Annotated in this window: 13 protein-coding genes; 6 read left to right on the top strand and 7 right to left on the bottom strand. The window is 38.1% G+C overall.

Annotated elements, in window-relative coordinates; genetic code table 11:
* Positions 1-15 precede the first annotated feature (15 nt).
* Genes OTK00_RS03960 through OTK00_RS03945 form a run of 4 tightly spaced genes read right to left on the bottom strand, consistent with a single transcriptional unit; the run spans position 16 to position 4,533 of the window.
* Positions 16-2,508: an ATP-dependent Clp protease ATP-binding subunit gene (locus OTK00_RS03960; RefSeq protein ID WP_045169144.1), complete on the bottom strand. Its 2,493-nt coding sequence runs from the start codon at positions 2,506-2,508 to the stop codon at positions 16-18.
* 14 nt (positions 2,509-2,522) lie between these two features.
* The gene (locus OTK00_RS03955) at positions 2,523-3,509 is read right to left on the bottom strand and encodes a protein arginine kinase (protein WP_045169143.1); all 987 of its coding nucleotides are present in this window, start codon (positions 3,507-3,509) and stop codon (positions 2,523-2,525) included.
* Positions 3,510-3,517: 8 nt separating this feature from the next.
* Positions 3,518-4,030: a UvrB/UvrC motif-containing protein gene (locus OTK00_RS03950; RefSeq protein ID WP_045170128.1), complete on the bottom strand. Its 513-nt coding sequence runs from the start codon at positions 4,028-4,030 to the stop codon at positions 3,518-3,520.
* Between the two features lie 44 nt (positions 4,031-4,074).
* Positions 4,075-4,533: a CtsR family transcriptional regulator gene (locus tag OTK00_RS03945; RefSeq protein WP_045169142.1), complete on the bottom strand. Its 459-nt coding sequence runs from the start codon at positions 4,531-4,533 to the stop codon at positions 4,075-4,077.
* A 166-nt stretch (positions 4,534-4,699) separates the two neighbouring features.
* On the opposite strand from OTK00_RS03945, the gene OTK00_RS03940 reads away from it, so the two are divergent.
* A complete protein-coding gene (locus OTK00_RS03940) occupies positions 4,700-5,638 on the top strand; it encodes a polysaccharide deacetylase family protein (protein WP_045169141.1) in 939 nt (312 codons plus the stop codon).
* Between the two features lie 43 nt (positions 5,639-5,681).
* On the opposite strand, the gene OTK00_RS03935 is transcribed toward OTK00_RS03940, so the two are convergent.
* Together OTK00_RS03935 and fusA are read right to left on the bottom strand one after the other, a co-directional pair.
* Complete coding sequence (locus tag OTK00_RS03935) at positions 5,682-5,978, bottom strand: zinc-ribbon domain containing protein (protein ID WP_045169140.1); 297 nt, start codon at positions 5,976-5,978, stop codon at positions 5,682-5,684.
* 127 nt (positions 5,979-6,105) lie between these two features.
* The gene (fusA, locus tag OTK00_RS03930) at positions 6,106-8,190 is read right to left on the bottom strand and encodes an elongation factor G (protein ID WP_045169139.1); all 2,085 of its coding nucleotides are present in this window, start codon (positions 8,188-8,190) and stop codon (positions 6,106-6,108) included.
* Positions 8,191-8,449: 259 nt separating this feature from the next.
* Here fusA and OTK00_RS03925 point away from each other — a divergent pair, with 259 nt between their 5' ends.
* Complete coding sequence (locus tag OTK00_RS03925) at positions 8,450-9,502, top strand: HD-GYP domain-containing protein (protein ID WP_045169138.1); 1,053 nt, start codon at positions 8,450-8,452, stop codon at positions 9,500-9,502.
* Between the two features lie 20 nt (positions 9,503-9,522).
* Here OTK00_RS03925 and tsaD read toward each other — a convergent pair whose 3' ends face one another.
* Positions 9,523-10,533 (bottom strand): tRNA (adenosine(37)-N6)-threonylcarbamoyltransferase complex transferase subunit TsaD, encoded by a 1,011-nt coding sequence (gene tsaD / locus OTK00_RS03920; RefSeq protein ID WP_045169137.1) that lies wholly within the window; start codon positions 10,531-10,533, stop codon positions 9,523-9,525.
* A gap of 143 nt (positions 10,534-10,676) precedes the next feature.
* On the opposite strand from tsaD, the gene OTK00_RS03915 reads away from it, so the two are divergent.
* From OTK00_RS03915 to OTK00_RS03900, 4 genes are all read left to right on the top strand, one after another.
* Positions 10,677-11,471: an undecaprenyl-diphosphate phosphatase gene (locus tag OTK00_RS03915; RefSeq protein ID WP_045169136.1), complete on the top strand. Its 795-nt coding sequence runs from the start codon at positions 10,677-10,679 to the stop codon at positions 11,469-11,471.
* Positions 11,472-11,661: 190 nt separating this feature from the next.
* On the top strand, positions 11,662-12,288 hold the full coding sequence (locus tag OTK00_RS03910) for a DedA family protein (RefSeq protein ID WP_045169135.1): 627 nt from the start codon (positions 11,662-11,664) through the stop codon (positions 12,286-12,288).
* 53 nt (positions 12,289-12,341) lie between these two features.
* Positions 12,342-13,547 carry an aspartate aminotransferase family protein gene (locus OTK00_RS03905; protein ID WP_045169134.1) on the top strand — a complete coding sequence of 402 codons (1,206 nt, stop codon included), beginning with the start codon at positions 12,342-12,344 and terminating at the stop codon, positions 13,545-13,547.
* On the top strand, positions 13,525-14,088 hold the full coding sequence (locus OTK00_RS03900; RefSeq protein WP_045169133.1) for a uracil-DNA glycosylase: 564 nt from the start codon (positions 13,525-13,527) through the stop codon (positions 14,086-14,088). Before OTK00_RS03905 ends, OTK00_RS03900 begins: the two co-directional genes overlap by 23 nt.
* Positions 14,089-14,101: the final 13 nt, after the last annotated feature.

Here is a 14,101-nt window from a genome sequence, read left to right as displayed (position 1 = left end):
TTATTTTTTCAAATTTTACTTAGCCTGCCCGGTATCAGTTACATCAGCACTATCACTTTTTTCTTTTCTTATAATTACTGTTCTGTCATCCACATAGTCAACAATAAACTCATCACCCTGCTTTATCTGCCCCTCTAAAATAGCTTCTGAAATCTTGTCCTCCACCATACTCTGTATTGCTCTTTTGAGCGGTCTTGCACCAAATACCGGGTCAAATCCTTTTTTAGCAATCGCTTCAACAAGCGCAGGGGTAAACTCTGCATAATACTGGCTTTCCTTTATTCTTTCTTTTAAATTATTTAGAAGAATTTCAACTATCTTCTTGACATCCTCTTCATCAAGCGGATGGAATACTATAATCTCATCTATCCTGTTTAGAAATTCGGGTCTAAATGTTTTCTTGAGCTCATTCATAACATTTTCCTTTATTCTCTCATATGTTCTCTGCTTTTCATCTTCGGAGGTTGAAAATCCTAACTTTTTGGGGTTAGTAATAAGGTTTGCACCAATGTTTGAAGTCATTATAATCACAGTATTTCTAAAGCTTACAGTTCTCCCCTGTGAGTCTGTAAGTCTTCCATCATCAAGAATCTGCAGAAGCAGGTTGAAAACATCCGGATGAGCTTTTTCTATTTCATCAAAAAGCACAACAGAATATGGTCTTCTTCTCACCTTTTCTGTCAGCTGACCACCTTCTTCATAGCCAACATAACCGGGTGGTGAACCAATCAATTTGGACACATTAAATTTTTCCATATATTCGGACATGTCAATTCTAATCAGGGCATCCTCTGTCCCAAACAATGCCTCAGCCAACGCCCTGGCAAGTTCTGTCTTACCAACACCGGTTGGACCCAAGAATATAAACGAACCAATCGGTCTTTTTGGATCTTTAAGCCCCACTCTTCCGCGCCTTATAGCCCTTGCAACAGCTCTTACAGCTTCATCCTGACCAACAACCCGCCTGTGCAGAACCTCTTCCAATTTCAAAAGTCGCTGTGATTCATCTTCAGTCAGCTTATTAACAGGAATACCTGTCCAGCTTGAAACAATGTATGCAATATCGTTTTCTGTAACAATGGGCTGTGCTTTTTGCTGGTCGTTTGTCCAGGAGTTTTTAACCTTTTCAAGGTCCTGACGAAGTTTCATAATTTCATCTCTTATCTTAGCTGCTTTCTCATATTCCTGCAGCCTGATGGCTTCCTCTTTTTCTTTTTCAAGTTTTTCTATCTTTTCTTCGTATTCTTTCACATGAGGTGGCAGTGTGTACATTTGAAGTCGTACTCTTGAGGCTGCCTCATCAATAAGGTCTATAGCCTTGTCCGGCAGGTATCTGTCTGTGATATATTTTGTAGAAAGTTCAACAGCTGCCTTTATTGCCTCATCTGTTATCTTAACCCCATGATGAGCTTCATACTTATCACGAAGCCCCTTAAGAATTTGAATTGTCTCCTCGGGTGTGGGCTCACCAACCAAAATCGGCTGGAACCTTCGCTCCAGTGCAGCGTCTTTTTCTATATGTTTTCTGTACTCATCAAGGGTTGTTGCACCAATGACCTGAATCTCGCCACGCGCAAGAGCAGGTTTTAAGATGTTTGATGCGTCAATCGCACCCTCTGCTGCACCAGCACCGATTATTGTGTGCATCTCATCTATAAAAAGAATAACATTGCCAGCTTTCCTTACCTCTTCCATTGCCTTTTTGAGCCTTTCTTCAAACTCGCCTCTGAACTTTGACCCGGCAACCATTGCAGAAAGGTCAAGAGCAACAACTCTTTTGTTTCTCAAAAGTTCTGGAACATTCCCCTCAACAATCTTCTGAGCAAGTCCCTCAACTATAGCTGTCTTTCCAACACCGGGCTCACCAATCAAACAGGGGTTGTTCTTGGTTCTTCTTGACAATATCTGGATGACCCTTTCAATTTCTTTTTCACGACCAATAACAGGGTCAATTTTCCCTTCAAGCGCAAGTTGCGTTAAATCCCTGCTAAACTGGTTCAAAGTAGGTGTATTCTGGGTTTGGAAATTTATCTGTTGCTGTGGAGACACTCCGCCAACATTCTTTGCATCTTCGTTCAAAAGTTTCATAATCTCCTCAAAGAGTTTTTGCGGATCCACGCCCAGATCCATCAAAATTCTCACAGCAACACTTTCACCCTCGCGCATGATGGCAAGCAAAAGATGTTCTGTGCTGATATATGTGCTGCCAAGTCTTCTTGCTTCCATAAATGCTATCTCAAATACCCTCTTGGTCCTTGGTGTAAATCCTGTTGGTGGTTGTGGTAGCTGATAATCGCCCCTGCCTATCAGTTCTTCTATCTCATCTATCACCTTCTCTTCTGTAACACCCTGGCTTTGTAAAACTCTTGCAGCAATTCCACCGCCTTCTCTAATCAACCCCAGAAGTAAATGTTCAGTTCCAACATAATTATGACCAAGCTCGGCAGCTGCCTGCTGCGCAAGCATTATTGCTCTTTCTGCTCTTTCGGTAAATCTTCCTTGAAACACTTTTAACCCCTCCTTTATTCCAGTATTTTTCTTATCAGTTCTGCTCTTTTTATGTCTCTTTCCTCCGGTGTCATTTCTTTGCCAAAATAGTCCTGAAGAATAGCTGGCTGGATCAAATTCAAAAGCACATCCAATTTATCTATTGTGGTCTCTTTTATTATACCCATACTGATGCCCATTCTCACATCTGAGATCAATTTCAGTGCCTCATTTGATGAAATATTTCTTGCATACTTCAAAATCCCATAAGCCCTGTAGACCTTGTCTGCGATAAATGAACTGCTTTCGTTCAAAAGCTTCAACCTTGCCTGACGTTCCTGCTCAATTATTTGATTTGTGATTGAAACAACATTTGCTATTATGTCCTCCTCAGGCTGTCCCAATGTAATCTGGTTTGAAATTTGATATAGATTACCCAAGACCTCACTCCCTTCACCATAAAAACCCCTCACCGCAATTCCCAGCTTGGTAATTGTTTCAATAATTTCTTTCATATAACCAAGCAGTGTAAGTGCCGGAAGATGCAGCATAAATGAAGCTCTAAGCCCTGTTCCAACATTGGTAGGGCATGAGGTAAGATACCCCCAGGTTTCATCATAAGCATAAGGTAGCTGCTCCTCCAGAAAGTCATCAATCCTGTTTGCATCTTCCCACGCTTTCTGGATATTTTGCCCCCTGTACAGTACCTGAATTCGCAAATGATCTTCTTCGTTTATCATTATGCTTATATTTTCATTCTGGTCTATTGCAACAGCACTTTTTATTTTGGATGAGACCAGTGCAGGTGAAATTAAATGTTTCTCAATTAAGACCTGCCTTTTTAAAAAAGGTAATTTTCTAATTTCATAAAAATCAAACCTGTACTGGCTGTTCTTAGAAATCACATCCCTTACTCTGTCTATTACAAGCCCTGCATCATAATCGTTCATTTTTATGGTAAATGGCACGTCTGAAAGGTTTCGAGCAAGCCGAATCCTGCTTGTTACAACAACATCATCCATCTTTCAAATCACTCCCGAGAAAGTTTCTTTTCAAGTTCCCTGATTTTATCTCTAATTTCGGCCGCCTTTTCAAACTCTTCGTTTTTTATGGCTACATTTAACTCTATCTTTAGCCTGTCAATCTCTCTTTTGATTGCTAAGTTCTCACCCATTTTGGTAGGAATTTTCCCAACATGCTTTGTATTGCCGTGGATTCTTCTTAAAATCGGATAGAGCTTTTCAGAAAATGAGTTATAGCACATTGCGCAGCCAAACCTTCCACTGCGTTTGAACTCTTCAAAAGTCATTCCACAACCCTTGCATGTAATTTGTGTCTCAAAAGCTGGCTTTATAATTTGTGCTCCAAAAGCCGGCTCCAAAAATCCTGCCAGAAAGTTGGTAACAGAAAAGGGTGCATCAAACTCTATTGTCCCTTTTTGTTTTGCGCATACCTCACAGAGATGCATCTCAGTTTTAACACCGTTAATAATCTGAGTGTAATGGACAGTTGCTGGACGCTTGCCACAATTTTCACACATCATTATAAAGATCACCATCCTTTACAAAAACCTCTTCTTTATAAATATTACCCATTCATAAGAGAAATTATCATGGCTTTCAAAATCAACATCCTCAAAGTGTCTTTAAGTGGTTGATTTACAGGTAAAGACTTATCATTCAGCGCTGCCTTCATCAAATTTGCCTCTCTTTGGTTTATAACGCCGTTTTCTAACAAACACTCAACAATTTCATTTGCCTGATGCTGAGTAACAGGTGAATTTATATTATTGAGGATATTTTCAAGCAGGTTTGAGCTATTTTCAAACTTTATTTTAACAATACGAATTGAACCACCACCGCCACGCTTACTTTCTATATAATACCCTCTTTCAATTGTAAAACGCGTTGATAAAACGTAATTTATCTGTGATGGTGCGCAGTTAAAAAAGTTTGCAAGCTCATTTCGCTGAATCTCAATTTCACCGTCTTTTTTTTCAATCAGCTGCTTTATAAACTCCTCGATGATATCAGATAACCTTGGCATAAAAACCTCCCCCGCCTCAATAGCAAACTGACTTTGACTATCTTTGACCTTGCAATTATATTTTAACACCTTACTATTAAAGTGTCAAGGCATTTCTTGTTGTGAAAATGCTATAAATATATTATAATGTTTTGTATAAAACTCCAAAACGAAAGGACTAAAGAACTTGAAAGCAAAGAAGATCTTGGCAATTATTTTTCTCATTTTTGCTGCCTTTTTAATAGTTAAGTTTTTTTCAGTCAAAACTGAGCAAATACTCCCACATATAATTCTAAATACTCAGCTAAAAAACCCTGGTCCAGAAAGAAAACCCCGGTCCTCTTTTATTATATCGAAAAAGAAGCAAAATGTAACTGGTCTTTCAAAACCTTCACAAAGAAATACTGAAAATGTCTCAAAACAGGTTTATTATGATAATAACACCACAAATTCAAATACCTATCAAAAAGATAAGCTAAATATTCAAAAGCCATCTGAAAAGGTGGTATACCTCACAATAGATGATGGTCCGTCACCTGAAACACCAAAAATACTCGAGATTCTGGATAAAGAGAAAATAAAAGCCTCTTTTTTTGTGGTTGGTTATAATTGTATCAAATATCCGAATTTTCTCAAGCAGATTTCTCAAAAAGGACATTTAATTGGTAATCATTCATATTCGCACAGTTATAAGTTTATCTACAAAAGTTTTAAAAACTTTGTTGAAGATTTTAACAGGGCTGAGTATGTGATTTATAAAATTACTGGTAAAAAACCAAAATACTATAGATTCCCCGGCGGGTCTTTAAACAGGGTATCACCTCAAATAAAAGAGTTTCTTGATAAAAACAGGATAACATACATTGACTGGAATGCTATAACCGGTGATTCAGCAAAGAATCATGAAAAACTCACCTACAAAGAGATAATCAAAATAACTTTTTCCACAGCAAAGAACAAAAATGAGATAGTCCTGCTCATGCATGACAGCCCTGTAAAGAAAAATGTCATTGAAGCTCTGTCCTATATAATCAAGGAATTTAAAAAACAGGGATATGTATTTGAAACAGTAGATAAAATGTCAAAACCGTTACAATTCAAAATAAAAGCCGCATCTTCAAACTGATGCGGCTTCTTTTTTACCCATTTTTATTTTAACCTGCAGCTTTTTATCTTGTTGCTTTTATCTTTGAGAAGCAATCACTGCAGTATATGGGCCTGTCATTTCTCGGCTTGAACGGAACCTTTGTCTCTTTTCCGCATGCACTGCAAACTGCATCGAAAAGTTCACGTCTTCTTTCCTGTCTTGAATCTCTTCTTTGCATAGCCTTTCTCTGGTCTCTGCACTCTTTGCACCTTGTAGGCTCGTTCTTGAAGCCTTTTTGTGCGTAGAATTCCTGTTCACCTGCTGTGAACACAAACTCTCTTCCACAATCCTTGCAAACTAACACCTTGTCTTGATACATTCTAAAATTCCCCTCACTTCATGGATTTAGATTTTTCCGACGTCTATTGTTCACCATGAACAACCAACGTCTTTTTAATTATAACCCCATTTTCTCAATTTGTAAATAGCAAATTGAAAAAAATTTTTTACTCCTTCTCTTCCTCGGTCATCTGAGCCTTTGCCGCCTCAATCACCTTTTGAGCAATGTGCAGCGGTACCTCTTCATATCTAACAAATTCCATGGTAAATGAGCCTCTTCCCTGGGTCATAGACCTCAGGTCTGTTGCATACCTGAACATTTCAGCAAGTGGTACCTCCGCTTCTATCATCTCCATGTTCCTACCAATCGGCTCCATACCCAGAACCCTGCCTCTTCGCCTGTTCAGATCGCCCATTATATCCCCTGTATAATTTTCTGGTACCATTACCCTGACGTTCATGATAGGTTCAAGCAGCACCGGATTTGCCTGTGCTAAGCCTTTTTTGTACGCAAGTGAGGTTGCAACCTTAAAAGCAAGCTCTGACGAGTCAACAGGGTGATATGACCCATCAACAAGTGTGGCTTTCAGGTTCATAACAGGATAACCTGCCAGAACACCTTTTTTAATACACTCTCTCAATCCTTTCTCAACGGCTGGAATATATTGCTTTGGCACAGCTCCTCCAAAAATCTTTTCCTCGAAAACCAAATCTTCGCTCTCGCCTGGTTCAAATTCAATAAATACATGACCATACTGACCGTGCCCGCCTGTTTGCTTTTTGTATTTTCCTTCACTCTTTACCTTCTTTTTGATTGTCTCCCTGTATGGTACCTTTGGATCAGAAAGGACAACCGACACACCAAATTTATTTTTCAGTTTATTGACAATAACATCAATATGAAGCTCACCAATACCATAGATTATGTTCTGCCCGGTTTCATTATTCTTTTCAATCCTGAAAGTCAGGTCTTCTTCCATTAATCTGTGAAGCCCGTTTGAAATCTTCTCCTCATCACCCTTGGCTTTTGGTTCAATTGCAAGCATAAGCCATGGGCGTGGAAATTCAATTGCTTCAACCTGCAAAGGTCGTGATGGATCACACAAAGTGTTATTGGTAAAGGTTGTTTGAAGCTTTGTAACAACACCTATATCACCTGCTTTGAGCTCTGGAACAGGAATTTGCTTTTTACCTCTTATGATAAAAATTTGAGAAATCTTCTCCTGCCTCTCAGACGAAGTATTATAGAGAGTCATATCCGGTTTTAAAACACCACTTATAACCTTGAGAAATGTAATTCTACCAACAAACGGATCGGCAACTGTTTTGAATACAAACGCGCAGGCTGGAAGATTAGGATCTGGCTTTAGCATGGTTTCGCTACCGCTTTTTATATCCATAGCTCTAAACTGCTTTTCCTGTGAAGATGGAAGAAGTTTAATGATTGCATCCAGAAGTTCTTTTACGCCCAAATTTTTAGAAGTAGCACCGCACATGACAGGAAATACTGACCTTGAACTTACTCCTATTTTCAATCCTCTGCAGATTTCCTCTGTTGAAATCTCCTCACCTGCAAAGTACTTTTCCATAAGCTCATCATCATTTTCCACAGAAGCTTCTATCAAGCTATTCCTGATCTCTTCAACTCTATCACTCAATCCGCTCGGAACAGGAACTTCCTTTGCGGAGTTGTTCTCATATACATATGCTTTTTTGGAGATGATATCTATAAAGCCCACAAACCTTCCATTTTCAATGATAGGATACTGAATGGGAATTGCTCTGGGGCTCAAAACATCATTAATCTTTTCTAGTGCCTTTTCAAAGTCAGCATTCTCTTCATCCATTTTATTTACAAAAATCAGGACTGGAAGTTTTTGCTTTTCTGCTAATTCCCATCCTTTTTCTGCCCCGACCTGAACATTTGTTTTAGCACCAACCACCAGGATTGCAGCATCTGCCACATGAACAGCTTCACAAACCTCTCCCACAAAGTCAAAATAGCCCGGAGTGTCAAGAATGTTTATTTTATAATCCCCCCACTCAAGCGGCTCAACCGTCATTGAAATAGAAATTCGTCTTTTTATCTCCTCAGGGTCAAAATCCGAAGTAGTTGTGCCATCCTCTATTTTGCCTATCCTGTCAATACACCTTGCATTGAAAAGCATGCTGTCTGTCAAAATTGTTTTGCCATCCCCTCCGTGCCCAAGCAACACCACATTTTTTATATACTGTGGAGCATATTCTTTCATACCACATTCCCCCTTGATTTTGAACATCTAAAAGCAATAAAGAATATTAATAAAGATATTCTACACAGAAGATAAAAATCCTTTTAAAACTCAACATCTTTTTAGATACTTTCGAAAAAACTTAAAATCTTAAATAAATCTCACTTTATAAGATTATACAAAAACACTGTTGATTTAATAAAAGTATTCCTTTAGAATTTTAATTAGACACATTCTGTTTTTTGCATTACCAACAGCATTTCAAAAAGGAGTAATTTAAATGAGAAAAGTCAGCGTTGATGAGCTACAAGAGGGCATGAAACTTGCAAGAGATGTTTTGACCGAAAACGGTAAGCTTTTATTGCCCGAGGGATTTATTATAAAGCCTTCATTTATTGAAAAATTGAGAGAATACAACATCGACAGTGTCTATGTAGAAGATGAAATATCCAATGATTACGTAAAGGAAGAGGTTATTTACCATGAAACATTTGTAGCAATTCAAGATCTGATGCTTTCTGCAAAAGCAGGTGAAGTTGTTGACCCTTTTGTTGCCCGTGAAATTGTCAATGATATTGTTACCGAGATTATCAAGGAAGAGGATGTATTTTTAAAAATTGTGGGATTCAGAGATGTGGACAATTATACATTCTTTCACTCAGTGGATGTCAGTATCTTCTCTGCAATAATAGGAAAGCTTCTGGGATTTGACAGAAAAAAAATAGAAGATCTGGCACTGGCAGCTTTGCTTCATGATTTTGGTAAAATGAAAGTTCCGCCAGAAATTCTGAACAAACCGGCAAAACTTACAGACGAAGAGTTTGAAGAGATGAAAAAACACACAATTTATGGATATCAGATTGTCAAAAATATGGATGGGGTTACAGAACAGATTGCCGAGGTGGCACTCTTGCACCATGAAAGGCTTGATGGGTCGGGTTATCCGCTAAAACTAAAAGGTGACAGGATTCCTCTTTTTGCAAGAATTGTGGCAATTGCAGATGTGTACGATGCTCTTACTGCCGACAGAGTTTACAAGAAAAAGGTGGTCCCCACAAAGGCTGCTGATTATCTTTTGAAATACGCCGGAATTCAGTTTGATAAAGAGATTGTTCAAAGGTTTTTGAAGATGGTAGTAACGTATCCGGTTGGCTGCTTTGTTGTTCTCAACACAGGTGAGATTGCAATTGTGTACGAAGAAAATCCCTTCAACAAAACAAGACCTGTTGTCAAAGTGGTTGCACGAAAAGAAGGACCGCCAGTACTCACCCCCTACTTCATAGACCTTGCCCAGGATCAAAAAAGAGAAATTATTGATGTCATAAATTATTGATAAATTACCAATACAGCGTTTCATTCTTTTTTGCTTACAAGCCCAATATATGGTATTGCATTTATGCTATAGCTTGAAGTTTGCCCTTTTACCAGTCTAAAATACCCGGCTGAGGCTACCATGGCTGCATTGTCTGTACAGTATTTAAAATCAGGCACGTAAAGTTCTATTTGATGCTGTGTACATCTTTCCACAAGCTTTTCTCTGAGTTTTGAATTGGCAGCAACTCCACCTGCAATTGCAACCCTTTTTATATTTGTTTCCAGCGAAAGCTTAACCGTCTTTTCTACCAGGGTGTCGACAACCGCCTTCTGGAACGATGCAGCTATGTCTTCTACTTTAAAATTCTCTTTTTTTTGTTTTAACGTGTGCACATGGTTTATAACAGCAGATTTTAAGCCGCTAAAACTAAAATTGTAACCTTCCACAGCAGCCACAGGATACTTATATTTTTCTTCATCCCCAAACTTTGAAACTCTATCTATAGCAGGACCACCAGGATACCCCAGGCCCAGATACCTTGCTATTTTATCAAACGCCTCACCCGCTGCATCATCTCTTGTTTTGCCCACAACTTCGTATTTATCAAAGTCTTCTAATACAATTAAATTTGTATGTCCACCTGAAACAACCAGAACTACCAAAGGTGGTTTGAGTTCAGGATAGGTAATAAAATTAGCGTATATATGTCCCTCTATGTGATTTACGGCAACAAAGGGAATCTTTTTTGCATACGAAAGAGCTTTGGCAAACGAAAGCCCAACAAGAAGAGATCCAACAAGTCCTGGTCCATATGTTGCTGCAATAGCATCTATTTTATCAATCTCCATATTTGCTTGGTTCAAAGCAGCTTCAACTGCATATGAAATTTTTTCTACGTGCTTTCTTGAAGCTATTTCAGGAACAACCCCACCAAACGAAGTGTGAATCTCAACCTGGGAATATACAATGTTTGATAAAACCTCTCTGCCATCTTTTACAATAGCTGCTGCTGTTTCATCACATGATGTTTCTATACCAAGTACAAACATATCTTGCTTGCATCTCCTTCAAAAAAAGTCTTCAAAATTAGCTTTTTTATTATATCAAATTTTTAACACTTTTTTAATAAACTCAGGCTAATATTCTGGTATAATATAAGAGTCTATTAAAATTTTCAAAGGAGGCGTGGCTTTTGAGCATTTTTCAGGCAATTTTTCTGGGTGCTCTGCAGGGGCTTGGTGAATTTTTGCCAATTTCAAGTTCTGCCCATCTTATTATCTTCCCGTGGCTTTTTGGCTGGAAGGAACACTCGCTTGTGTTTGACGTGGCACTCCATCTGGGCACACTTTTGGCTGTGCTTGTTTATTTCTGGAGGGACTATTTCGAGATTATCGTAAAGGGAATAACACACCCATCTTCAGAAAAAGGAAAACTTCTCTGGTTTATAGTTGTTGCTACAATCCCCGGAGCACTTTTTGGGTATCTTTTTGAAAATACTGTTGAAAATGTATTCAGGAAGCAATACCTTCTAATAGCTATTGTACTTGCACTCTTTGGTATTGTTCTGTACTATGTTGATAAAAATGCTAAAAGTAAAATAGGCATGTCAGAGATGAATATCATACATGCAACATTGATAGGAATATCGCAGGCATTTGCTCTTTTCCCGGGAATATCGCGATCGGGTATCACAATGACAACAGGACTTTTGCTGGGGCTTAAAAAAGAAACCGCTGCAAAATTCTCTTTTTTGATGTCAGCACCAATCATTTTAGGTGCAGGAGCTGTATCGCTTATGAAAAATATACACAATGTTACAAGTCAGTTTTCAAGTTTTGCCACAGGTTTTTTTACATCAGCAGTAGTTGGGTTTTTAGCTATACACTTTTTACTTGAAATTGTGAGAAAAAGTGGATTTAAGATATTTGCATACTACAGATTTGTACTTGCAACCATCATTTTTGTTGTTTTCTTCTTACGAATGTAGACACAAGTATTACCAAAATTACTCCAATATCAATATAGACCATGAAAGAACAAAAGGATTCTCAACAAATTTTTGAACTTATTAAGACAGAAAATTGTAAAATTTGAAAGTCTTGATTTGAAAGTATAATAAAATTTTTATGTTTATTCTAATACAATGTAAATATTGATTTTCTGGAGGCAAAATCAAAATGGAGTCTTTAAAACAGATATTTATATCCATAGCTGAATATTTAACACAATTTGGCCACATAGGGATATTTATAGGAATGACACTTGAGTCTGCATGCATTCCCATTCCTTCTGAAATAATTCTGCCACTTGGCGGGTATCTGGTTTACAGAGGTATTGGAAGTATATTTTCAATGACACTTGTTGCAACACTTGGATGTTACGCAGGCTCTGTAATAGCATATGTAGCTGGTTATTTTGGTGGAAGACCTTTTATTCTAAAGTACGGTAAATACCTTTTTATATCAAAACATGACTTTGAAAGAGCAGAAAGATTCTTTCAAAAAAGAGGAGAGATAACAATATTTGTAAGTCGCCTTTTGCCCGTTATAAGGACCTTCATATCTCTCCCTGCTGGAATTGCAAAAATGAATTTTATTAAGTTTTCAGCGTACACAATCCTGGGGTCATTCCCGTGGTGCTTGCTTTTTGTCTATCTTGGCAAAAAGCTTGGAGATAACTGGAGAACAATTGAAGAACATTTAAAAGGTTTGGATTACTTTATTCTGGTTATTCTGATAATTGCAATCCTTCTATATGTGGCTGCAAAACTTTTTGGGCGCAAAAAAAGAGCTGATATTGAATAAATATTTACGATGGTGTATAATTATAAAAAATTTAAACTGGTGGTGTTCATAAAATGAAAATAGAGGAAATAATTAGTCTTGATAAACAGTATTATATAAATGTATTTGGAGACAGAATACCTCTGGCATTTGAAAAGGGAAAAGGTTGTATACTTTACGATACAGAAGGCAGAGAATATCTTGACTTTATCTCTGGAATCTCTGTTTGCAACCTGGGTCATGGTCATCCTAAATTTGTTGAGGCTCTGAAAGATCAGGTTGAAAAGCTTCTTCACACCTCAAGCCTTTTTTATATAGAAAACCAGGCACTTTTGGCAAAAAAACTCTGTGAGATTTCACCTTTTGACAGGGTATTTTTCTGCAACTCCGGAGCTGAGGCGAATGAAGCTGCCATAAAACTTGCAAGAAATTACTTTTATAAAAAAGGAAGCAGTCGATACAAAATCATAACACTTTTAAACTCATTCCACGGGAGAACTTTAGCAACAACCGCTGCAACAGGGCAAAAGAAATATCAAAAACCATTTGAGCCTATGCCAGAGGGTTTTTTGAATGTAGAAGCCGACATTGATATGATAAAAGAAGCAATAGATGACAAAACAGCAGCCGTAATGATAGAACTTGTCCAGGCAGAAGGTGGAATCAAAGTTCTTGAAAAAGAATTTGTAGGCAAAATCTATGACCTTTGTAAGGACAATGGTATTTTCTTTATAATTGATGAGGTGCAAACCGGAATCGGTAGATGTGGAAGCCTGTTTTGCTTTGAACAGTATGGAATTGTCCCGGATATAATCACACTTGCAAAAGGACTGGGAAACGGTATTCCAATTGGTGCAATGCTCTGCAAAAAAGAGGTTACAAGCTTTGAACCCGGTGAGCACGGGTCTACTTTTGGCGGTAACCTTCTGGCAACAAGGGCTGCCCTGGAGGTGTTGAATATAATTGAAGAAGAGAATATAATTGAAAATGTAAATAGGATGAGCAGCTACCTAAAACAAAGGCTTTCAGAATTAAAAGAAACTTTCAATTTTATAGCGGATGTTCGTGGGTTGGGACTTTTGATTGGCGTAGAATTTTCCTTCCCGGTGAAAGACTTAGTAAAAGAGCTTGCACTGAATGGGCTTTTAACAAGTTCATGTGGTGGTGGCAATGTAATAAGGTTTGCTCCACCTTTGATTGTTGAAAAACATCACATTGACAGAGCAATAGAAATTTTCAAAGAAGTGGTGAAAAGGTATGACAACATGGGAAGAGCTTGAAAATGCCTGTCTTTCATGCACAAAATGTCCCATTTCAAAAGACAGGACAAACGTTGTGATTGGGGATGGCAATAAAAATGCAAAACTTATGTTTATTGGCGAGGCACCCGGTGAGGAAGAAGACAAGCAGGGCAAACCTTTTGTGGGAAGAGCAGGAAAGCTTCTTGAGCTTGCATTGAATGCTCTTGAACTTTCACGCGAAAATGATTTTTATATTTGCAATATTTTAAAGTGCAGACCACCGAACAATCGTGTTCCAACAGAGTTTGAGGCTCAAAACTGTCTTCCTTATTTGCGTGCACAGGTAAAGCTTATCAAGCCCAGAATAATAGTTTGCCTTGGAGCAACTGCAATGAAATATATCCTCGGGAAAAATCTGAAAATTACACAGGACAGGGGTAAATGGTTTGAAAAAGGAGAATTTTATATTATGGCTACATACCACCCGGCAGCACTTTTAAGAGACCCGGGCAAAAGAGAAGATTTTTACAGAGATTTGAAAAGTGTAAAGGAGAAGTTGCAAGAAGTTGCCAGAGAATAAATTTGTATCAAAT

This window comes from Caldicellulosiruptor morganii, from assembly GCF_026810225.1.
GTDB classification, from domain to species: Bacteria; Bacillota; Thermoanaerobacteria; order Caldicellulosiruptorales; family Caldicellulosiruptoraceae; genus Caldicellulosiruptor; species Caldicellulosiruptor morganii.
The sequence above is the reverse complement of the archived record's forward strand: the minus strand, read 5'-3'. Positions and strand labels throughout refer to the sequence as shown.